This window comes from Diaphorobacter sp. MNS-0, from assembly GCF_019602835.1.
GTDB classification, from domain to species: Bacteria; Pseudomonadota; Gammaproteobacteria; order Burkholderiales; family Burkholderiaceae_C; genus Diaphorobacter; species Diaphorobacter nitroreducens.
On record NZ_CP080761.1, the window covers coordinates 1,802,417 to 1,824,404 of the forward strand.

A 21,988-nucleotide genomic window follows, 5' to 3' on the forward strand; every position below is an offset into this window, starting at 1 on the left:
AATAAATAGCGCGCTACCGCTGCGTAAACGGTCTTCCGCTGAGCCTGCTGCCCGCCTTCAGTCCGCGCTTGGCGAACCAGCCCTGGTTCATCTCCAGCACGAAGCGCACCGGCCGCTTGGAGCAGTGCGATTCTTCGGACAGCGGCTGCATGTCCACCAGGTTCACGATGGTGCCGTCGTCGGCCACGAAGGCCGCGGTGAGCGGCAGCAGCGTATTGCGCATCCAGAAGCATTGCGTGGCCGGCTGCTCGAAGACGAACAGCATGCCCTCGTGCATGGGCATGTCGCGGCGGTGCATCAGGCCGACTTGGCGCTCCTGCGGCGCGGTGGCGACCTGGGCGTCGATGCGGTGCATGCCGGCCTGCAACTCCACGCGCGGCAGGTTCATTTGCGGAACACCCTGCGCCGCTGCGGCTGCGCACAGGCCTAAGGCCACGCCGTATGCCAGCAGGGGAGACAGAAAGCTGCGCAGCAAGCGCGCGATGGGCATGGCAGGTGCGGTGAGCGAAAACATGGGCATGGAAGACATGGGTTGGCAGGGGCAATGCGGAACCCTGAGCGTAGCAGGCAACAAAAAGCCCGCCGAAGCGGGCTGTTCAGCAGTGGCCGCGGCGATCAGGCGGCCGTCTTGCTTCGCTTGGCGGTCTTCTTGGCGACCTTGGCGCTCTTGTGCTTGGCGGGCGCCTTGGCGTGGTGGTTGCGCAGCTTGGCGGGTTTGGTGGCGGCGGCCGGAGCCGGTGCGGCGGCCGCAGGGGCGGCCGTGTCGGGGGCGGCCACAACGGCCGGGGTGGCGGGAACTGCTGGCGTGGCAGGGGTCGCTTGCGCGAAGGCCCCCGTTGCGAGCAGACCGCCGGCCAGGATAGCGAGGAGTTTTTTCATATGTGCCAATTCCTTGGAAGGGTCGGTATACCGGTATACGCCAGGCGGCCAGGCCGCATGGCACGGATGCGTGCGTCGGCCGCGGAGCCTGTTGCACGCCCTGTCTCAACGGCTTCCCGGAGCGCGCGTTGACAGCGCCCCTTCGCGGGGCATCATGCCGGGCCGACATGCGCTGCGGGGCGGGCCACCCTGCAGCCTTGCCCTAGAATCTTTGGGCCCCGTTCCTGCGCGAGCAGCCCGTCGCCTTGCGCACGCACCTACAGGAGACCTTCTTCATGACCAGCTACCAGCACATCCAGATTCCGCCCCAGGGCCAGAAGATCACCGTCAACGCCGACATGTCGCTGAACGTGCCCCACCAGCCCATCATCCCGTTCATCGAGGGCGATGGCACGGGCATGGACATCACGCCCGTGATGCTCAAGGTGGTGGATGCGGCTGTGGCAAAGTCTTATGGCGGGCAGCGCAAGATCCACTGGATGGAGGTGTATGCCGGCGAGAAGTCCACCAAGGTCTATGGCCCCGACGTGTGGCTGCCCGAAGAGACGCTGCACGCCGTGCGCGACTACGTGGTTTCCATCAAGGGGCCGCTCACCACGCCCGTGGGCGGCGGCATCCGTTCGCTGAACGTGGCGCTGCGCCAGGAGCTGGACCTGTACGTCTGCCTGCGCCCGGTGCGCTACTTCAAGGGCGTGCCTTCGCCGGTGCGTGAGCCCGAGAAGATCAACATGGTCATCTTCCGCGAGAACTCCGAGGACATCTATGCCGGCATCGAGTTCGAGGCCGAGTCGGACAAGGCCAAGAAGCTCATCAAGTTCTTGCAGGAGGAGTTCGGCGTCAAGAAGATCCGCTTTCCTGAGACATCGGGCATCGGGGTCAAGCCGGTGTCGCGCGAGGGCACGCAGCGCCTGGTGCGCAAAGCCATCCAGTACGCCATCGACAATGACCGGCCCAGCGTGACCCTGGTGCACAAGGGCAACATCATGAAGTTCACCGAAGGGGGCTTTCGTGACTGGGGCTATGAACTGGCAGTCCAGGAATTTGGCGCGCAGCTGATCGACGGCGGCCCGTGGATGCGCATCAAGAATCCCCGCACCGGCAAGGACATCACCATCAAAGACAGCATTGCCGACGCCTTCCTGCAGCAGATCCTGCTGCGCCCGGCCGAGTACAGCGTGATCGCCACGCTGAACCTGAATGGCGACTACATCTCCGACGCATTGGCGGCGCAGGTGGGCGGCATCGGCATTGCCCCGGGTGCCAACCTGTCCGACAGCGTGGCGATGTTCGAGGCCACCCATGGCACGGCCCCCAAGTACGCGGGAAAGGACTATGTCAACCCGGGCTCCGAGATCCTCTCGGCCGAGATGATGCTGCGCCACATGGGCTGGACCGAGGCGGCCGACCTGATCATCAGTTCCATGGAGAAGGCCATCCAGAGCAAGAAGGTGACCTATGACTTTGCGCGCCTCATGGACGGGGCCACGCAGGTGAGCTGCTCGGGCTTCGGGCAGGTGATGATCGACCACATGTAAGCGCCCCGGCAACCACGGGTGCGTGACTGGGCCCGCCGCTGGTCGGCGGGTTTTTTTTTGCCCTAGCGCAAGGTCAGCGCCCAGCAAAAAGGCCATCCCAACAGATGCTGGAATGGCCTTGAATGGCTCCTCAACCTGGGCTCGAACCAGGGACCTACGGATTAACAGTCCGGCGCTCTACCGACTGAGCTATTGAGGAATAATCGGTGTTTGTTTTTGGCAGGCCTTGTGCAATTGCAAGGCTTGGATTTTGGCTCCTCGACCTGGGCTCGAACCAGGGACCTGCGGATTAACAGTCCGTCGCTCTACCGACTGAGCTATCGAGGAACAAGACTTAGATTATATACATAAAAAGTGCCGCCTTGACGCTGTGCTGTGCAAGGGATGCGAAGGGCGATGTCAGCGCTGCGGCTCAGGGCGAAGCCACAGCCACACCAGTACGCAGGCCATGCTGACCACCGCGCTGATGGTCGCCCAGCGTGGTATATGCACCACCCACAGCACCAGCGCGCACAGGGCCATCAGGAAGGTGGCGCTCCACTTCGCATGGCGGCTCACGCGCCCGCCGTTGGCCCAGTTGCGCAGCATGGAGCCGAACAGCGGGTGGAACCACAGCCAGCGGTACAGGCGCGGCGAACTGCGCGCGGCCGCCCAGCCCGCCATGAGGATGAACACCGTGCTGGGCAGGCCCGGCACGACGATGCCGATCACCCCCATCGCCAGGCAGAGTGCGGCAAACACCAGCAAGAGCCAGCGCGCCAGCGCGGGCAGGGGCGCTTGCCCAGGGACGGGCGGCAGTGGCTCGGACGGCGGGGACATGCCTGCCATTGTGCAGGTGTTGCCGGGCGTTATGCTCCAAGGCAGGGACGCCGCCATGCCTTTCGCCATGCCCTGCGCTTGGCGGCTGCAGCCCGCAGACCCACCATGACCATCCGCACCATCCTGAAGATGGGCGACCCGCGACTGTTGCGGGTGGCCCAACCCGTTACCGCATTCGATACGCCCGCGCTGCACCAACTGGTGAACGACATGCGCGAGACGATGCAGGCCGTGAACGGCGCGGGCCTGGCGGCGCCGCAGATCGGGGAGGATTGGCAGGTGGTGATCTTCGGCTCCGGCGAGCGCAACCCGCGCTATCCCGACCGCCCCATCGTGCCGCCCACGGTGCTCATCAATCCCGTGATCACGCCGCTGGGCGCCGACGAGGAGGACGACTGGGAGGGCTGCCTGTCCGTGCCGGGCCTGCGCGGCAAGGTGCCGCGCTTTGCGCGCATCCACTACCGCGGCGTCGATCTGCTGGGCGCGCCCATCGACCGTGTGGCGGAAGGTTTCCACGCGCGGGTAGTGCAGCACGAGTGCGACCACCTGATCGGCAAGCTCTACCCAATGCGCGTGCGCGATTTCACGCAGTTCGGTTACACGGAGGTGTTGTTTCCGGAGATTGGTGCGGTAGAAGACGATTGAGCGCTCAATCAGGCTGTAGCGCCCTTGTGGCAAGCGCAAGCAGCTATCGAAATCATAGTCATTGATCGGCCAGCGCCTGCAGTAGCTCGGTCTCGATCTGGATCTGTCGCGCGTTGTTCTGCATCTCCGGGCCCTGCACCAGGAACACGTCTTCCACCCGCTCGCCCAGCGTGCTCACCTTGGCCAACTGCACGCTGAGGCCGTGGCGCGAGAGCACGCGCGCCACCAGGTACAGCAGGCCGGCACGGTCGCTGGCGGAAATGCTGATGAGCCAGCGCTGGGCCTTTTCGTCAGGGCGCAGCGTGACGCGCGGCGCGATGGGGAAGCTTTTGACGCGACGCGACACGCGCTTGCGCGTAGGCTCGGGCAGCGGCCGCGGGTCTTCGATGGCGCGCAGCAGGTCGTTCTCGACCATGTGAATGAGCTCGCGGTAGGCGCCTGGCTGGCTGGAGGCAACGACCTGGAAGGTGTCCAGCGCATGGCCGTTGTTGGCGGTGTGCACACGCGCATCCAGGATGGAAAAGCCCGCACGGTCGAAGTAGCCGCAGATGCGCATGAACAGGTCGCTTTGGTCGGGCGCATACACCAGCACCTGCAGGCCTTCACCCGCCAGCGACTGGCGTGCGCGCACCACCGGCTTGCCGGCGCCCACGTGGCGCGAGAGGTGGCGGGTGTGCCAGGCGATGTCCGCCGCCTCGTGGCGCATGAAATAGCTCACGTCCAGCGTATCCCACAGCTTCTTGTGCGCCTCGTGGGGCTGGGAGGCCAATGCCAGCAGCACCAGCGCCTCGCGTTTGCGCGCCTCGATCTCGGCGGCGGCGTCGGGTGCGCGCCCGCCCAGGGTGCGCAGCGTCGCGTGGTACAGGTCTTCCAGCAGCTTGCCCTTCCAGGCGTTCCACACCTTGGGGCTGGTGCCGCGGATGTCGGCCACGGTGAGCAGGTACAGGGCGGTGAGGTAGCGCTCGTTGCCCACGCGGCGAGCGAAGGCGGCGATCACGTCGGGGTCGGACAGATCCTGCTTTTGCGCCACCTGGCTCATGGTGAGGTGCTCGGCCACGAGGAATTCAATGAGCCGCGCGTCCTCGCGCGTGATGCCGTGCGCCGCGTGCTGGCGGCAAAAGCGCCGCACTTCCTGCGCGCCGATCTGTGAATGGTCGCCGCCGCGCCCCTTGCCGATGTCGTGGAACAGCGCAGCGATGTAGAGAATCCACGGTTTGTCCCAGCCTGCGGCGAGCTGTGAACACGACGGGTATTCATGCGCGTGTTCGGCCATGAAAAAGCGCCGCACGTTGCGCAGCACCATCAGGATGTGCTGGTCCACCGTGTAGACATGGAACAGGTCGTGCTGCATCTGCCCCACGATGCGCCGGAAGGGCCACAGGTAGCGGCCCAGCACGGAGGTCTGGTTCATGAGCCGCATGGCGTGCGTGATGCCTGCGGGCTGCTGCAGGATCTGCATGAATAGCGCGCGGTTCGCGGGGTCGCGCCGGAATTCGCTGTCCATCACGCCACGCGCGTTGTAGAGCGCTCGCAGCGTGCGTGCCGACAGATCCTTGAGCCCTACGGTGGTCTCGTAGAGAAGGAAGGTTTCCAGGACGGCGTGGGGTTCTCTTTCGTACAGGTCGTCGCTGGCCACTTCGATCATGCCGGCCTTCTCGAAGAAGCGCGGGTTGATCGGACGCAGTTCATGCGTGGAGGGGTTCAGTCGCTCCTCGATGCCCAGCAGCAGGATCTGGCACAGCTGCGACACGGCCTTGGCGGCCCAGTAGTAGCGGCGCATCAGCGTCTCGCTGGCACGCATCGCCAGGCGCTGGCCGTCCGGTGCGGTGGAGCGGTAGCCGAAGGTCTCGGCCACGGCGGTCTGCAGATCGAACACCAGGCGGTCTTCGCGCCGGCCGGCCAGCGCATGCAGGCGTGCGCGGATCAGGAACAGCAACGCCTCGTTGCGCTCGATCTGCTGCACCTCGAACGGTGTGGCCAGGCCACTGGCCGCCAGCTCGCGCCAATTGCGCCCCAGGCCCGCGGCGCGCGCCACCCACTGGATGAGCTGCAGGTCGCGCAGGCCGCCGGGCGACTCCTTGCAGTTGGGCTCCAGCGCGTAGGGGGTGTTTTCGTACTTCGTATGGCGCTGGCGCATCTCCAGCGTCTTGGCGACCAGAAAGGCGCGCGGGTCCATCTGCGCGTCGTAGCGCTGGCGGAACGCATCGAACAGTGCGGTGTTGCCGCACAGCAGGCGCGCTTCCAGCAGCGATGTCTGCACCGTCACATCGGCGGCGGCCTCGCTCAGGCATTCGGCCACGCTGCGCACGCTGGACCCAACCTCCAGCCCCGCGTCCCAGCAGCTGCCGATGAAGGTCTCGATCGGCGTGCAGGGCGCCGCACCTGCATGGCCCGCGGCCACGCTCATGCCGTCCGGCAGTAGCAGCAGCACGTCCACGTCGGAATAAGGGAACAGCTGTGCGCGTCCGTAGCCCCCCACGGCGACCAGCGCCATGCCTTCAGGCAACTGCGCGCGGTCCCACAGCCGGCACAGCAGGCCGTCGGTCAGCGAGGAGAGGCGATGCAGCAGGCTGCGCACGCCGCGCGTGGACGCTCCGGGCGCGCGCAGGGTCGCCAGCAGGGCGGCCTTGTCCTGGCGGTAGGCGTCGCGCAGCGCATGCAGCTGCGCGAGATCCGGTGCGGTGGCGGGGGGGCAGGGGGGGATGGAAGGCATGGAGGACGTTTAGCAAGAACCGTGCATGCCTTGCGGCGCTCTGGGCGCGGCGGCCTGGCTCAGGTCGTGGTGGCGGTGACGAAGGCCGGCAGCGCGGGGGAGCCGGCGGAGAGGGTCAGCACGTCGTAGCCGGTCTCGGTCACGAGCACGGTGTGTTCCCACTGCGCCGACAGGCTGTGGTCTTTGGTGATGATGGTCCAGCCGTCCTTGCCCAGCTCCTTGATGTCGCGCTTGCCCAGGTTGAGCATGGGCTCGATGGTGAAGGTCATGCCGGGCACCAGCTCCTCGCCCGTGCCGGGGCGGCCATAGTGCAGCACCTGCGGGTCCTCATGGAATTTCTGGCCGATGCCGTGGCCGCAAAACTCGCGCACCACCGACAGGCCGTGGCCCTCGGCGAACTTCTGGATGGCGTGGCCGATGTCGCCCAGGCGCGCGCCCGGCTTGACCTGCTGGATGCCCAGCCACATGGATTCGAACGTGAGCTGCGACAGCCGCTTGGCCGCAATGGAGCATTCGCCGATGAGGTACATGCGACTGTTGTCGCCATACCAACCGTCCTTGGTGATCACGGTGACGTCCACATTGACGATGTCGCCCTTCTTGAGCGGCTTGTCGTTGGGAATGCCGTGACAGACCACATGGTTGACCGAGGTGCACAGGTGGCCGGGGTAGGGCGGGTAGCCCGGAGGCTGGTAGCCGATGGTGGCGGACACGGTGCCCTGGGCGGCCATGCATTCCGCGCCCAGGCGGTCGATCTCTGCGGTGGTGATGCCGGGCTTGATGTGTGGGGCAATGTAGTCCAGCACTTCGGACGCCAGGCGGCAGGCCTCGCGCATGCCGGCGATGCCCTGCGCGTCTTTGATGGTGATGCTCATGGCGCAAATTATCCCATCGGCCTTTGCCCCCTGTGGGCGAGGGGCGGGCAAGGGCGGGTGCCGCGGGCTAAAATAGCGGGCTCCCACCAACACGCGCTGCCGGCGCGGCGGCCCCATTCAGCGGCTGCCTCAACCAGCGGGCGAAACGCCTCTTTCTGCCACCACACAGGCCGCTACCGTGACCTTGCACATCACCCCGCTGGAGGGCGGCAATGCCCTCAGCACCTTCCGCGCCCAGCAACTGCAACCCGCCCTGGCGGCCATTCATCCCAAGATCGACGGCATTGCGGCGCGCTTCGTGCACCTGGTAGCTGGCGACGCCGCACCCGATGCCGCCGCGCGCGAGCGCCTGGCCGCGCTGCTGACCTACGGCGACCCATACGCCGGCCCGCGGGACGGCATGGTGCTGTATGTCACTCCGCGCCTGGGCACGGTGTCGCCCTGGGCGTCCAAGGCCACGGACATCGCCCACAACTGCGGCCTGGCGGTGCGCCGCATCGAGCGCATCACCGAATACCGCATCAGCCTCAAGGGCGGCCTGCTGGGTGGCAAGCCCGAGTTGAGCACTGAGCAGCTGCAGCAGGTTGCGGCGCTCTTGCACGACCGCATGACGGAATCGGTGGTCACCACGCTGGACGAGGCACAGCGCTTGTTCACCGAGCTGCAGGCCGAGCCCATGGCCTTCGTGGACGTGCTGCAGGGCGGGCGTGCGGCGCTGGAGGCTGCGAACAAGGCCTGGGGCCTGGCCCTGGCCGACGACGAGATCGACTACCTGGTCAACGCCTTCACGGGCCTGGCGCGCAACCCCACCGACGTGGAGTTGATGATGTTCGCCCAGGCCAACAGCGAGCACTGCCGCCACAAGATCTTCAACGCGCAGTTCACCATCGACGGCGTGGCGCAGGACAAGAGCCTGTTCGGCATGATCCGCAACACCGAAGCCGTGTCGCCCCAGCATACCGTGGTGGCCTATGCCGACAACGCCTCCATCATGGAAGGCAGTGAGGTCGAGCAATTCATCGCCAAATTCGAGTCTTTCGCCCAACAGGTAAGCGCTCCAAGCTATCAAAAGCGTAGTGCAACCCACCATGTTCTGATGAAGGTGGAAACGCACAACCACCCGACGGCCATCTCGCCGTTCCCCGGTGCCGCCACCGGTGCGGGCGGCGAGATCCGCGACGAGGGCGCTACCGGCCGCGGCTCCAAGCCCAAGGCGGGCCTGACGGGCTTCACCGTGTCCAAGCTCTGGGGCAGCGAGGTGGGCAAGCCCGAGCACATCGCCAGCCCACTGCAGATCATGACCGAGGGGCCGCTGGGCGGCGCCGCGTTCAACAACGAGTTCGGCCGGCCCAACCTGACGGGCTACTTCCGCGAATACGAGCAGGTGGTCGGAACGGGCGAGGGCGCCATCATCCGCGGCTACCACAAGCCCATCATGATCGCGGGCGGCCTGGGCACGATCGACGCGCGGCTCACCCAAAAAATCCTGTTCCCCGCCGGCACGCTGCTGATCCAACTGGGCGGCCCCGGCATGCGCATCGGCATGGGGGGCGGCGCCGCCAGCTCCATGGCCACGGGCACCAACGCGGCGGAGCTGGACTTCGACTCCGTGCAGCGCGGCAACCCCGAGATCGAGCGCCGCGCGCAGGAGGTCATCAACCACTGCTGGGCGCAGGGGGCGGATAACCCCATCCTGGCCATCCATGACGTGGGCGCGGGCGGCCTGTCGAACGCCTTCCCCGAGCTGACGAATGACGCGGGCCGCGGCGCGCGCTTCGACCTGCGCGCCGTGCCGCTGGAGGAGTCCGGCCTGGCGCCCAAGGAAATCTGGTCCAACGAGAGCCAGGAGCGCTATGTGCTGGCCATCGCGCCCGAGTCGCTGGCGCAGTTCACGGCCTTCTGCGAGCGCGAGCGCTGCCCCTTCGCCGTGATCGGCACGGCCACCGAGGAGCGCCAACTGGTGCTGGAAGACACGGCGGTCACGTCCGGCGACCAGAAATATCCTGTGGACATGCCCATGGACGTGCTGCTGGGCAAGCCGCCCAAGATGCACCGCGACGTGACCAGCGTGCAGCGCAGCTTCGCGCCGCTGAACGTGGACGGCCTGCCGCTGGAGAAGGCCGTGATCGAGGTGCTGGCCCACCCCACGGTGGCCTCCAAGCGCTTTCTCATCACCATCGGCGACCGCGCCGTGGGCGGCCTGACCCACCGCGACCAGATGGTGGGCCCCTGGCAGGTGCCCGTGGCCGACGCGGCCGTGACGCTGGCCGACTTCCGTGGCTTTGCCGGCGAGGCCATGGCCATGGGCGAACGCACGCCGCTGGCGGCGCTCAATGCGCCCGCGTCGGGCCGCATGGCGGTGGCGGAAAGCATCACCAACCTGTTGGCGGCACCCATCGAACTGCCGCGCGTGAAGCTGTCGGCCAACTGGATGGCGGCCTGCGGCGAGCCCGGAGAAGACGCCGCGCTGTACGAGACCGTGAAGGCCGTGGGCATGGAGCTGTGCCCGCAGCTGGGCATCTCCATCCCCGTGGGCAAGGACAGCCTGTCCATGCGCACCCAGTGGAGCGAGGGCGGCGAGACCAAGAAGGTCACCTCGCCCGTCAGCCTCATCATCACCGCGTTCGCCACGCTGGCCGACGTGCGCGGCACGCTCACGCCGCAGCTCGACGCCAAGGAAGAGGACACGACCCTCGTGCTGATCGACCTGGGCCGCGGCAAGATGCGCATGGGCGGCTCCATCCTCGGGCAGGTGCTGAACCAGACCGGCGACGAGACGCCCGACCTGGACGACGCCAAGGACCTGATCGCCCTGGTGGACGCCGTGAACGCGCTGCGCGCTAAAGGAGCGATCCTCGCCTACCACGACCGGGGCGACGGCGGCCTGCTGGCTACCGTGGCCGAGATGGCCTTTGCCGGTCAGGTGGGCGTGGCGCTGAATGTGGACATGCTCATCACCGAGGGCGACGGCATCACCGACAGCCGCATGGACAGCGGCGAGGGCAAGAACTGGGGCGCCCAGATCAGCGGCCGGCGCGAGGAGCGCACGCTGCGCGCGCTGTTCAACGAGGAACTGGGCGTGGTGCTGCAGGTGAGGACCAGCGAGCGCAACGAGGTCATGCAGACGCTGCGCGCGCACGGCCTGTCCACTTGCAGCCACTTCGTGGGCAAGACGCGCCCGCTGTCCTCGCCCATCGATGCGGGCAAGGGCGAGTTGCAGGTGTGGCGCGATGCCAAGGCCGTGTTCAGCGCCAGTCTGCCGGACCTGCACCAGGTGTGGGACGCGGTGAGCTGGAAGATCTGCCAGCAGCGCGACAACCCCGCCTGCGCTGACAGCGAGCACGCCGCGGCCGGTGATCCCGCAGACCCCGGCATGCACGTGCAGCTCACGTTCGACCCATTGGACAACGTGGCCGCGCCGTACATCGCCACAGGCGCGCGCCCGCGTGTGGCGGTGCTGCGCGAGCAGGGCGTGAACTCGCATGTGGAGATGGCCTACACCTTCACCGAGGCGGGCTTCGAGGCGTTCGACGTACACATGACCGACCTGCAGACCGGCCGTGCCGACTTGGCGCAGTTTGCTGGCGTGGTGGCCTGCGGCGGCTTCAGCTACGGCGACACGCTGGGCGCGGGCATCGGCTGGGCGCGCTCCATCACGTTCAACGAGCGCCTGTCGGCCCAGTTCCAGCAGTTCTTCGCGCGTGGCGATACCTTCGCCTTGGGCGTGTGCAACGGCTGCCAGATGTTTGCCGAACTGGCCGACATCATCCCTGGCGCGCAGGACTGGCCGCGCTTCACCACCAACCAGAGCCACCGCTTCGAGGCGCGCCTGTCGATGGTCGAAGTGCTGGAATCGCCCAGCATCTTCCTTCAGGGCATGGCCGGCAGCCGCCTGCCGATCGCTGTGGCGCACGGCGAGGGCTATGCCAACTTCCAGTACCGTGGCAATGCCGCCAAGGTGGTGCGTGCCATGCGCTTCGTGGACAACCATGGCCAGCCGACCGAGCGCTACCCGTTCAACCCCAATGGCAGCGCCGGCGGGCTCACGGCCGTGACGACGGCGGACGGACGCTTCACGGCCATGATGCCGCACCCCGAGCGTGTGTTCCGCAACATCCAGATGAGCTGGACCGATCTGGCCGCCACGGGGGGCAAGGACGCGTTCAGCCCCTGGATGCGCGTGTGGCGCAACGCACGCAAGTGGGTGGGGTGATCGGCGCCGCGGCGCGCGGCTAGCAGCCGCCGCGCACCTGGCACTCGGGCACGATGCGCCCATGCGCATCGCGCCACTGCATCGGCGGACTGTCGGAAGACGGCGCCGCCGGCGCGGGTGGCTGCGGCGGCCGGTACGGATCGTGCAGCACGGTGGATGAGCCCACGCCGGCTCCGACGTGTGCGCCGCCCATGGGAACCGAGGCACCCACGCCCACGCCGCCAGTCACCTGGCCGCTTGGGTGCACTCCCACTCCGACGCCTACCGGCCCCACGCCGGTGCCCACCCCGGCTGATACGCCGCCCGAGCCCACGCCGACGCCCACGCTGAACGGCCCCACCGGCACGCCCACGCCCAGGCGCGCCGACGGGCCGGCGCAGGCGGACAGCACCAACGCGGCCAGCGCGGCGGCGGTGCGCACGGGGCGCGAGGACGCAGTGCGAGAGGGCATGCCGCCATGGTACGCCTGCCCACCGTATTGCAAAATCAATAGCTGTCAGCGCTTGTCCCACATGCGTTAGGGGTGTTTTCATTCAGAATGGCGGCTTCTTGAAAGGAACTCACCCATGGCCGGCGCCAGCCTTCTGACCCTGCTTGACGACATCGCCACCATCCTGGACGACGTGGCCCTCATGACCAAGGTGGCCGCCAAGAAAAGCGCCGCCATGGCCGACGACGTGTCCGTCATGACCAAAGTGGCGGCGCAAAAGACCGCAGGGGTGCTGGGCGACGACCTGGCGCTCAATGCCCAGCAGGTCACCGGCGTGCGGGCAGAGCGCGAGATCCCCGTCGTGTGGGCCGTGGCCCGGGGGTCCCTGGTGAACAAGGCCATCCTCGTGCCGGCGGCGCTGCTCATCAGCGCGTTCGCGCCGTGGGCCGTGACGCCGCTGCTCATGGTGGGCGGTGCCTTCCTGTGCTTCGAAGGCTGCGAAAAGCTCGCGCACAAGCTTTTGCACACGCCCGAGGAAGACGCCGTGCAACACGCGATCCATGCGCAGGCCAACGCCAATCCCAACGTGGACCTGGCGCGGGTGGAGAAGGACAAGATCAAGGCGGCCGTGCGCACCGACTTCATCCTCTCTGCCGAAATCATCGCCATCACCCTGGGCGCCGTCGCGGGCGCGCCTTTTGCGCAGCAAGTGGCGGTACTGGCGGGCATTGCCGTCCTGATGACGGTGGGGGTCTATGGCCTCGTGGCGGGCATCGTGAAGCTGGACGACCTGGGCCTGTGGCTCAGCCGCCAGGCCAGCAACGCGGCACAGGCCCTGGGCCGCGGCATCGTCGCGGCCGCACCCTGGCTCATGAAGACGCTGTCGGTGGTCGGCACCGCAGCCATGTTCCTCGTCGGCGGGGGCATCCTGGTGCATGGCGTGCCGGCGCTGCACCATGCCGTCGAGGGCGTGGGCGCGGCGGTGCAGGGTTGGCCGCTGGGCGGACTGTGGTCGGTGCTGGTGACCAACCTGCTCAATGCCGTGGTGGGCTTGGTGGCGGGCGCCGTGGTGCTGGCCGTGTGGACGCTGGTGGGGCGGCTGCGCGGCAAGGCGGCTGCCAATGGCACGCATTGAATGAGGCCATATGCCGCCGTTTGTGACGGAATAGACACATACGAATAGACACACAGATTCTGGGTTTGATCTGCAGCAATATTGACCATATTACTCGTGGGCTTAATACGTGCACGGGGGTCGTCCCCGGTCAACCCAACGTATCGAGTCAACATGAAAAAGAATCTTCTGGCCCTGGCCGTTCTGTGTGCGATGACCTCCGGCGCTGCCTTCGCGCAGCAGGTTGCGGAAGGTTCCTGGCTGGTGCGTGCACGCGCGGTGCATCTGGACAGCGCCAACAACGGTGCCGCCGGCGACGCGGGCGTGAGCATCAACGACAAGTGGATTCCTGAAGTCGACGTCTCGTACTTCTTCACGCCCAACCTCGCTGCCGAACTGGTCCTGACCTATCCGCAAAAGCACGACGTGCGCCTGAACGGCGACAAGATCGGCTCGCTCAAGCACCTGCCGCCCTCGCTGCTGCTGCAGTACCACTTCACGAACTTCGGCGCGTTCAAGCCGTACGTCGGCGCTGGTGTCAACTACACGCGCTTTTCCAGCGTGAAGCTGCCCGCGGGCCTGGACGTGAAGCGCAACAGCTGGGGCGGTGCCCTGCAAGTCGGCTTTGACTATGCGCTGGACAAGAACTGGTCCCTGAACGTGGACGTGAAGAAGGTGTACATCGACACCGACGTGCGCGGCGTGGGCACTTTCAAGGTCGACCCGGTGCTGTTCGGCGTGGGCGTGGGCTACCGCTTCTAAGCACGCAAGTTCCGTTCTTCATGGTGGGGTGGGCCGGCGCATGCGCCGGCCCTTTTTTTATCCTCGGCGGACGGTAAATTGATGCTCTCATTGAAGGAGCTATTTGCGCTTGGTGGGCAAGCGCTTCCGCCTGATTTGATCCTTTATTGGCAGGGCAGCGAAAAAGCCAACCACAGCGGGCAATCCGGCACAAGAGGTGCACTGTGGATTGCCCTGCAGATCGCGCGTGGCCTACGCTGCAGCGCTATGTCTGCAGTTTCTCCCCTTGCTCGGCTTGACGGCGTCCTTCACCACCTCGGCCTGGCACCGCCGCAACCGCCCGCGGATGTGGCCTCGGCCGCCGAACGCGGCGAGATCCTGGCCGGCCTGTTGCAGCCGCAGGCGGCGCTCTCACCCAAGTATTTCTACGACCAGCGGGGCTCGGAACTCTTCGAGGCCATCACCCGACTGCCCGAGTACTACCCCACGCGTACCGAGCGTGCCTTGCTGCGGCGCCACGGGCACGCCATTGCCCAGGCCGTAGGCCCGGCGCGTGTGGTGATCGAGCCCGGGGCGGGCAATTGCGACAAGGCGCGCGAGCTCTGCGCGCTGGTGCGGGCCACGCACTTCGTGGGCGTGGACATCTCCGCCGACTACCTGCGGGATGCCATCGCGCGCCTGCGCGTGGCACTGCCGGGCCTGCATGCCCGCGCCGTGGGCGCGGACATCACCCGGGGTGTGCACCTGCCGCCGGACGTTCCCGGCGCGCGCCGCCTCGTCTTCTACCCCGGCTCGTCCATCGGCAACTTCGACCCACCCCAGGCACTGGCCCTGCTGCGGCACATGCGCGAACTGGCGCTGGACGATGGCGGCCTGCTGATCGGGTTCGACCTGCCCAAAGACGTAGCCGTGCTGGAGGCCGCGTACGACGACGCCGCCGGCGTGACCGCGGCCTTCAACCGCAACGCGCTGGCCCACGTGAACCGCCTGGTCGGCAGCGACTTCGTGCCCGCGCAGTGGCGCCACCGCGCCTTCTTCAACCCCCATGCCTCGCGCATCGAGATGCACCTGGAGGCCGCGGGGCCGCAGCGCGTGCGCTGGCCGGGCGGCGGGCGCGACTTTGCGGCGGACGAGCGCATCCATACCGAGAACAGCTACAAGTACCCGCTGCCGGATTTCACCGCGTTGCTGCATGAAGCGGGTTTCACGCGCACGCAGGCCTGGACGGACGATCGCGGCTGGTTCGCCATGGTGCATGCCCAGGCGTGATGCCGCCAGGGGATACCACATGCGCTTGCCACCCTCGACTCCCACGCTGCCGTCGTCGCCGCAGCAGTCGCAACCCTCGATGGCGTTGCGCTACGCCGCGGTGCGCGCGGCCACCGAGGCGCTGGCGCGGCCCCTCTCGGCCGAGGACTGCTGCGCCCAGTCCATGCCCGACGCCAGCCCCGTCAAATGGCACCTGGCGCACACGAGCTGGTTCTTCGAGACCTTCGTCCTGGAGGCGCACGAGAGCGGCTTCCGAGCATTCGATCCGGCGTTCCGCGTGCTGTTCAACTCGTACTACCACGGCGTGGGGCGGCAGCACCCGCGCCCGCAGCGTGGGTTGATCACGCGGCCCGACCTGGCCACCGTGCGGGCCTACCGCGCCGACGTGGATGCTCGCATGCAGCAGCTCCTGTCGCAGCCCGAAGTTCCGGGTGACGTGCTGGCGCTGGTGGAACTGGGCCTGCAGCATGAGCAGCAGCACCAGGAGCTGATCCTCACCGACGTCAAGCACCTGCTCTGGTGCAACCCGCTGTGGCCGGCCTACCAGGGCACAGCCGCGGCCGTGGTGGCGGACGCCATTGCGGCGCAAGACACCGCGTGGCGGCGCCTGGAGGGCGGCCTGGCGCAGATCGGCCACGATGGCGAGGGCTTCGCCTTCGACAACGAGACGCCGCGCCACACCGTCTTCCTGCAACCCTTCGAGATCGCCACCCGACCGGTGACCAACGCGCAGTACCTGGCTTTTGTGCAGGCCGGCGGCTACCGCGAGCCGGCCCACTGGTTGGCCGAGGGCTGGGACTGGCGGCGTGCGCAAGGGCTGGAGCACCCCATCTACTGGCGCGGTGATGGGGAGTGCGGCCAAGGCGGCGGGCCGGGCGGCTGGAGCGAATTCACGCTGACAGGCGAGCGCCCGCTGCATCCTGCGCAACCGGTGGTGCACCTGTCCTACTACGAGGCCGATGCCTTTGCCCGCTGGGCCGGCGCGCGCCTGCCCACGGAAGCCGAGTGGGAGGTGGCCGCCGCGGCGGCCTGTGCCGGGCCCGCGGGCTGCGTGGGCCATCCCGCTGATGCCGATGTCTTGGACGACGGCGGCCGGCTGCATCCCCGCCCAGCGGCGCCGGCGGTCGGCGCCGATCCCTTCCAGCCGATGGGCGGCGAGGTCTGGGAATGGACGCAGTCCAGCTACGCCCCGTACCCCGGCTTCGCGCCCGCGCCCGGTGCCGTAGGCGAGTACAACGGCAAGTTCATGGTGAACCAGTACATCCTGCGCGGCGGCTCCTGCGCCACGCCGCCCGGCCATGTGCGTGCCAGCTACCGCAACTTCTTTCCCGCCACGGCGCGCTGGCAGTTCACGGGCCTGCGGCTGGCACGCGATGCCCGCTGAGCAGTGGGTATGCTCCTAAATCAGGAGCTGCTAGCGCTTGCCAGGAAAGCGCTAGAGCCGAAAATCGCTTAAACCGCGTCCAGCGCCTGGTGCAGGTCGGCCAGCAGGTCGTCGATGTGCTCGATGCCGATGGACAGGCGCACCATGCCCTCGGTCACGCCCGCCTGGGCCAGTTCTTCGGGATTGAGCTGGCGGTGCGTGGTGGAGGCCGGGTGTGTGGCCAGCGACTTGGCGTCGCCGATGTTCACCAGGCGAGTGAACAGCTGCAGCGCGTCCAGGAAGCGCGCACCGGCGGCGCGCGGGTCGCCGCTGGCCTTCAGGCTGAACGACAGGATGCCCGAGGCGCGGCCCTTCATCTGGCGCTGCACCAGGGCATGGTCCGGGTGGTCCGGCAGACCGGCGTAGCGCACCCACTCCACCTTGGGGTGGCCCTGCAGCGCCTCGGCGATCTTCTGCGTGTTCTCGCAGATGCGGTCCATGCGCAGCGCCAGCGTCTCGATGCCCTGCAGGATCAGAAAGGCGTTGTGCGGCGAGATGGCAGCGCCCGTGTTGCGCAGCGGCACCACGCGTACGCGGCCGATATAGGCGGCCGGGCCCAGGGCCTCGGTGTAGACCACGCCGTGGTAGCTCACGTCGGGCTCGTTCAGGCGCTTGAAGCGTGCCTTGTGCTCAGCCCAGGGGAACTTGCCGCTGTCCACGATGGCGCCACCCATGCTGTTGCCGTGGCCGGCCAGGTATTTGGTCAGGGCGTGCACCACGATGTCGGCGCCGTGCTCGATGGGGCGCAGCAGGTAGGGGCTGGGCACGGTGTTGTCCACGATCAGCGGCACGCTATGCGCATGGGCCACGTCGGCGAGGGCGCGGATGTCGGTCACGTTGCCCAGCGGGTTGCCGATGGATTCGACAAAGATGGCCTTGGTGCGCGCGTCGATCAGCTGGCCGAAGCTGGCGGGATCGCGTGCGTCGGCAAAACGCACCTCGATGCCCTGCTGGGGAAAGGTGTGGGCAAACAGGTTGTAGGTGCCGCCATAGAGCGTGCTGGCGCTGACGATGTTGTCGCCCGCCTCGGCGATGGCCTGGATGGCGTAGGTGATGGCCGCCATGCCCGAGGCCACGGCCACGGCGGCAATGCCGCCCTCCAGCGCCGCGACGCGCTTTTCCAGCACGTCGGTGGTGGGGTTCATGATGCGCGTGTAGATGTTGCCGGGCACCTTCAGGTCGAACAGGTCCGCGCCGTGCTGGGCGCTGTCGAAGGCGTAGGCCACCGTCTGGTAGATGGGCACGGCCACGGACTTGGTGGTGGGGTCGGGCGAATAGCCGGCGTGGACGGCCAATGTCTCGATGCGCATGTGCTTCCTTTGCGGGTGAAGGGGAGGGCGAGGCCCGGCGTCCTGGGGCGCTTCCTAGTGCGAGCCCCTGGGCGCCCTGGGGCGGAGATAGCCGCGCGATTATGGCGGTCCACCCTCCACAGGCCAACGATGCATTGGCAATGTCGATATGCGCCCGCGCGGCGCCGGGCGGGCGTTGCGTTATCCCCGCAGCCTGTGGGCTGTGCTGTGGAAAACCCCGTGGGCAACTGCGCGAAGCCGCGCCAGTCATGGCCTGGCACGCGATGCCCATGTTTTGGGCAGCAGGCCAGGATCAGGCGGAGGTGGGCGCCGGTCGCGTGCGGTAGAACTGCAGGGGCTGGGCCTGCATGTCCTTGAGGTGCTGGTTCATCACCGACTTCTTCATCTTGCCCACCACGTGCATCTCGCAGGGCTTGCAGTCAAAGCGCAGGGTGAGTTTTTCCTTGCCGTTGATGAGCTGCAGCGGCTCGGCCTTGATGGTGCCCTTCACGCCGATCACACCCTTGGCCTGCTTGGGGCACAGGCTCATGGAGAAGCGCACGCAGTGCTTGGTGATCATCAGGCTGACTTCACCTTCTTCCTCTTTCGATTCGTACGCGGCGTCGATCACCTTCACGCCATGCTTCACGTAGAAGTCGTGCGCCTTGTGGTTGAACACATTGGCCAGGTAGGTCAGCGTGTCTTCGGGGAAGGGCACGGGTGGCTGCACCGGCACGGCGCGCGGCAGGCGCACGAAGCCGGCGGTGCGCGCGTCCTCCAGCGCGACCACGGCGTCACGGCGCAACTGGTTCAGTGCCGATGCGGGCACGAACCACGGCTGCGAGAGCTGCAGCGCAATGGCGTGCACGGCGAAGCGGGTGGCGCCAAAGCGCCCGAGCTGATCGCGCAGCGTGGCCTCGGCCTTGACCGCATCGGTGGCTGGCTGGTGGGGCTGGATGACCGACGCACTGCCCACGAAGCCGTCTTCGTCGGTGAGCGTGAGCGCAAAGCCGTCGGCGGTCTCGGCCAGATGGGCCCACAGGCCGATGCGACGGTCGCTGGATTTCTTCTCCAGCGTGCGCACCCAGTCCATGTCGCGGTTGCGGTTGATCTCCAAGCCCTTGCGCAGGTCCTTGAACTCGGTGATCTCGTTCTTGGGGAACACGCGCCAGATGCCCTTCTTGGGCGCCACGCATTCGGCGCGGTTGATGTGCACGCCCACCAGTTCCTTTTGCAGGTCGTAGTAGCACAGGCCGTCGCCGTTGTGCAGTGCGGTGGCTTTGTCGCTCACCTCCAGCTCGAACCAGTTGTCGCCGATCTGCGTCACCCAGGCGATGGCGCGGCCCGGCGTCTTTGGGGTGTCGAAGGCGCCGATGTCCTCCTTGCGGCCGTTGACGAAGTAGTCGGTGAACTCGCGGTTGAAGTTCTGGTCGGGATCGGGCTCGAACGTGAAGGTGGTGCGGCCGCTGGACGAGCGCGCCAGCGGCTCGCCCGTGAACTCGCGCTCCTCGATGATTTCGTCCAGCAGCTTGCGGTAGTGGGCGGTGATGTTCTTCACGTAACCCATGTCCTTGTAGCGGCCCTCGATCTTGAAGCTGCGCACGCCGGCGTCGATCAGCGCGCGCAGGTTGTCGCTCTGGTTGTTGTCCTTCATCGACAGCACGTGCTTCTCGTGCGCGATGATGCGGCCGGCGCCGTCCAGCACCTCGTAGGGCAGGCGGCAGGCCTGGTTGCAGTCGCCCCGGTTGGCGCTGCGCCCGGTGTGGGCATGGCTGATGAAGCACTGCCCCGAATAGGCCACGCACAGCGCGCCGTGCACGAAGAATTCAATGGTGGTGCGGCTGGGGTCGGTGGCTTCGCGAATGGCCTGGATCTGCTGCAGATCCAGCTCGCGCGCAATCACGATCTGCGACAGGCCTGCGTCCTGCAGAAAGCGCGCCTTCTCGGGCGTGCGGATATCGGTCTGCGTGCTGGCGTGCAGCTGAATCGGCGGCAGGTCCAGCTCCAGCAGGCCCATGTCCTGGATGATGAGCGCGTCGGCGCCGGCCTCGTACACCTGCCAGGCCATCTGGCGGGCACCCTCCAGCTCGTCGTCGCGCAGGATGGTGTTCAGCGTGATGAAGATGCGGCTGTTGAAACGGTGCGCATGCTGGATGAGCCGCTCCAGGTCGCGGATGTCGTTGCCCGCCGTGGCCCGCGCGCCAAAGGCGGGGCCGCCGATGTAGACGGCGTCGGCGCCGTGGTTCACGGCCTCGATGCCGATGTCGGCGTCGCGCGCGGGGGAGAGCAGTTCGAGCTGGTGGGGCAGGAGGGACATAGGGCGTGAATTATCCCGGTCTGCGCCCGGCCGTGCCGGGGCGGGGGTACCCGGCGGCAGGTACGCGTCTGGCAAAATTGCGGGTTTTCCCGGATGGTTCATGGACAGGGCGCTTAGCGCGCGTGTGGTTTGTGCGCCTGCCGCTTCCACCGCCAGCGGCACGGCTGGGTTGCGTCCGCCGGCGTGGTTCTTCCTTTGAGATCACATGGATATACAGTTCAGCACCTACTACACCCTGATCTTCGCGGCCATCGTGCTACTGGTGGGCAAGTTCCTCGTGCAGCGCATCCGCTGGCTGCGCGAATTCAACATTCCGGAACCCGTGGCGGGCGGCCTGGTGGCGGCGCTCATCTCCTGGGGGCTGAACGCCGCGTTCGATGTGCGTGCGTCGTTCGACACCGGCCTGCAGACCGCCTTCATGCTGGTGTTCTTTTCCTCCATCGGGCTGAGCGCCAACTTCCTCAAGCTGCGCGAGGGCGGCATGGGGCTGATCGTCTTCCTGCTGGTCGTGGTGGTGTTCATCGGCGTGCAGAACAGCGTGGGCGTGGCGCTGGCCACCGCGCTGGGGCTGGACCCGCTGATCGGCCTGATCGCAGGCTCCATCACATTGGTGGGCGGGCACGGCACGGCCGGGGCCTGGGGCTCGGTGCTGGAAAACGACCACGGCATCCCTGGCGCCATCACTTTGAGCATTGCCTGTGCCACCTTCGGCCTGGTCATCGGCGGGCTGATCGGCGGGCCGCTGGCCAAATGGCTGATCCAGCGCCACGGGCTGAAGCACCCGCAGGGCACGGGCGATGCCGGCGCGCTGGAGGCGGGCACGCCCAACTTCGAGTTCCCGCACAAGACACGCCTGATCACGGCGGACGCGGCCATCGAAACCATGGCCCTGTTTGCCGGCTGCCTGGCCTTTGCCGAGTTCATGAGCCAGTTGACGAAGGGCACGGCGCTGCAACTGCCCACCTTCGTGTGGGCGCTGGGCGGGGGCGTGCTGATCCGCAACGTGCTGGACTACGTCTTCAACTTCGAGGTGTTCGATCGCGCCATCGACGTGTTCGGCAACACCGGGCTGTCCGTCTACCTGGCGATCGCGCTGCTGTCGCTCAAGCTGTGGGAGCTGGCAGGGCTGGCGGGTCCGCTGGTCATCATCCTGGGCGTGCAGACGCTGGTCATGGCGGCCTACGCGGGCTTCGTCACCTTCCGCCTGATGGGAAGCAACTACGATGCGGCCGTGCTCTGTGCGGGGCATTGCGGCTTCGGCATGGGCGCCACGCCCACGGCGGTGGCCAACATGCAGGCCATTACCAACCAGTACGGCGCGTCGCACAAGGCTTTCCTGATCGTGCCCATGGTGGGCGCGTTCTTCATCGACCTGGTCAATGCCGTGGCCATCCAGGTCTTCATCAACGTGTTCGGCTAAGCGCCCACCACGGCGCGGAGGGCAGGCGGTGCGTACAGGATTCGGACTGATCGGGCTGCTGCTGGCCCTGGCCCTCGTGGCCGTGCTGGTCAAGAAGCAGATGGGCGCCACGCGCGTCGCCGTGCCGCCCGCCGTGCAGGGGCTGCCGGCGCCGGCGGAGGGCGCTGCCTCCACGGTGCGCGCGCAAAGCCAGCAGGTGCAGCAGCAGGTGAAGCAGCAGATGGACGCACTGATGCAGCAGCCACGCACCCTGCCCGAAGATTGATGGCCAAAATGGCCTCTAGCGCTTACCCATCAAGCGCGAGC

At 67.2% G+C, this 21,988-nt stretch carries 17 protein-coding genes and 2 tRNA genes; 9 read left to right on the top strand and 10 right to left on the bottom strand.

The window, feature by feature from the left end:
• Positions 1-13: 13 nt before the first annotated feature.
• Both K2L43_RS08690 and K2L43_RS08695 read right to left on the bottom strand, forming a co-directional pair.
• Positions 14-529 (bottom strand): DUF192 domain-containing protein, encoded by a 516-nt coding sequence (locus tag K2L43_RS08690; protein WP_370567783.1) that lies wholly within the window; start codon positions 527-529, stop codon positions 14-16.
• Positions 530-615: 86 nt separating this feature from the next.
• Positions 616-879, bottom strand: a complete 264-nt coding sequence (locus K2L43_RS08695; protein ID WP_015913128.1) for a hypothetical protein — start codon at positions 877-879, stop codon at positions 616-618.
• 275 nt (positions 880-1,154) lie between these two features.
• Between K2L43_RS08695 and icd the strand changes: the two genes are divergently transcribed.
• Positions 1,155-2,414 carry an NADP-dependent isocitrate dehydrogenase gene (icd, locus tag K2L43_RS08700; RefSeq protein ID WP_220638879.1) on the top strand — a complete coding sequence of 420 codons (1,260 nt, stop codon included), beginning with the start codon at positions 1,155-1,157 and terminating at the stop codon, positions 2,412-2,414.
• Between the two features lie 123 nt (positions 2,415-2,537).
• Here icd and K2L43_RS08705 read toward each other — a convergent pair.
• The 3 genes from K2L43_RS08705 to K2L43_RS08715 all read right to left on the bottom strand — a co-directional run bounded on the left by K2L43_RS08705 (position 2,538) and on the right by K2L43_RS08715 (position 3,233).
• A tRNA-Asn gene (locus K2L43_RS08705) sits at positions 2,538-2,613 on the bottom strand.
• Positions 2,614-2,665: 52 nt separating this feature from the next.
• Positions 2,666-2,741: transfer RNA gene (locus K2L43_RS08710), tRNA-Asn, on the bottom strand.
• 72 nt (positions 2,742-2,813) lie between these two features.
• Positions 2,814-3,233 carry a YbaN family protein gene (locus K2L43_RS08715; RefSeq protein ID WP_220638880.1) on the bottom strand — a complete coding sequence of 140 codons (420 nt, stop codon included), beginning with the start codon at positions 3,231-3,233 and terminating at the stop codon, positions 2,814-2,816.
• A gap of 105 nt (positions 3,234-3,338) precedes the next feature.
• On the opposite strand from K2L43_RS08715, the gene def reads away from it, so the two are divergent.
• Complete coding sequence (gene def, locus K2L43_RS08720) at positions 3,339-3,878, top strand: peptide deformylase (protein WP_011805502.1); 540 nt, start codon at positions 3,339-3,341, stop codon at positions 3,876-3,878.
• 58 nt (positions 3,879-3,936) lie between these two features.
• Here def and K2L43_RS08725 read toward each other — a convergent pair whose 3' ends face one another.
• Both K2L43_RS08725 and map read right to left on the bottom strand, forming a co-directional pair.
• Positions 3,937-6,591: a [protein-PII] uridylyltransferase gene (locus tag K2L43_RS08725; RefSeq protein WP_220638881.1), complete on the bottom strand. Its 2,655-nt coding sequence runs from the start codon at positions 6,589-6,591 to the stop codon at positions 3,937-3,939.
• Positions 6,592-6,650: 59 nt separating this feature from the next.
• On the bottom strand, positions 6,651-7,466 hold the full coding sequence (gene map, locus K2L43_RS08730; protein ID WP_011805500.1) for a type I methionyl aminopeptidase: 816 nt from the start codon (positions 7,464-7,466) through the stop codon (positions 6,651-6,653).
• Between the two features lie 178 nt (positions 7,467-7,644).
• On the opposite strand from map, the gene purL reads away from it, so the two are divergent.
• On the top strand, positions 7,645-11,679 hold the full coding sequence (gene purL / locus K2L43_RS08735) for a phosphoribosylformylglycinamidine synthase (RefSeq protein WP_220638882.1): 4,035 nt from the start codon (positions 7,645-7,647) through the stop codon (positions 11,677-11,679).
• A gap of 19 nt (positions 11,680-11,698) precedes the next feature.
• Here purL and K2L43_RS08740 read toward each other — a convergent pair whose 3' ends face one another.
• Positions 11,699-12,130, bottom strand: a complete 432-nt coding sequence (locus K2L43_RS08740; protein ID WP_220638883.1) for a hypothetical protein — start codon at positions 12,128-12,130, stop codon at positions 11,699-11,701.
• A 115-nt stretch (positions 12,131-12,245) separates the two neighbouring features.
• Between K2L43_RS08740 and K2L43_RS08745 the strand changes: the two genes are divergently transcribed.
• From K2L43_RS08745 to egtB, 4 genes are all read left to right on the top strand, one after another.
• Positions 12,246-13,244, top strand: coding sequence for a DUF808 domain-containing protein (locus tag K2L43_RS08745; RefSeq protein WP_220638884.1), 999 nt, complete (start codon positions 12,246-12,248; stop codon positions 13,242-13,244).
• 153 nt (positions 13,245-13,397) lie between these two features.
• Positions 13,398-13,985, top strand: a complete 588-nt coding sequence (locus K2L43_RS08750) for an OmpW family protein (RefSeq protein WP_011805496.1) — start codon at positions 13,398-13,400, stop codon at positions 13,983-13,985.
• 246 nt (positions 13,986-14,231) lie between these two features.
• Complete coding sequence (egtD, locus tag K2L43_RS08755) at positions 14,232-15,233, top strand: L-histidine N(alpha)-methyltransferase (RefSeq protein ID WP_220638885.1); 1,002 nt, start codon at positions 14,232-14,234, stop codon at positions 15,231-15,233.
• Between the two features lie 19 nt (positions 15,234-15,252).
• Positions 15,253-16,617 (top strand): ergothioneine biosynthesis protein EgtB, encoded by a 1,365-nt coding sequence (egtB, locus tag K2L43_RS08760; protein ID WP_220638886.1) that lies wholly within the window; start codon positions 15,253-15,255, stop codon positions 16,615-16,617.
• Positions 16,618-16,685: 68 nt separating this feature from the next.
• On the opposite strand, the gene K2L43_RS08765 is transcribed toward egtB, so the two are convergent.
• Both K2L43_RS08765 and K2L43_RS08770 read right to left on the bottom strand, forming a co-directional pair.
• Positions 16,686-17,966 carry an O-acetylhomoserine aminocarboxypropyltransferase/cysteine synthase family protein gene (locus K2L43_RS08765; protein WP_220638887.1) on the bottom strand — a complete coding sequence of 427 codons (1,281 nt, stop codon included), beginning with the start codon at positions 17,964-17,966 and terminating at the stop codon, positions 16,686-16,688.
• A 292-nt stretch (positions 17,967-18,258) separates the two neighbouring features.
• On the bottom strand, positions 18,259-20,262 hold the full coding sequence (locus tag K2L43_RS08770; RefSeq protein ID WP_220638888.1) for a U32 family peptidase: 2,004 nt from the start codon (positions 20,260-20,262) through the stop codon (positions 18,259-18,261).
• Positions 20,263-20,467: 205 nt separating this feature from the next.
• Here K2L43_RS08770 and gltS point away from each other — a divergent pair, with 205 nt between their 5' ends.
• Both gltS and K2L43_RS08780 read left to right on the top strand, forming a co-directional pair.
• The gene (gltS, locus tag K2L43_RS08775) at positions 20,468-21,682 is read left to right on the top strand and encodes a sodium/glutamate symporter (RefSeq protein WP_220638889.1); all 1,215 of its coding nucleotides are present in this window, start codon (positions 20,468-20,470) and stop codon (positions 21,680-21,682) included.
• A gap of 28 nt (positions 21,683-21,710) precedes the next feature.
• On the top strand, positions 21,711-21,947 hold the full coding sequence (locus K2L43_RS08780; protein ID WP_015913150.1) for a hypothetical protein: 237 nt from the start codon (positions 21,711-21,713) through the stop codon (positions 21,945-21,947).
• The last annotated feature ends 41 nt before the right edge of the window (positions 21,948-21,988 follow it).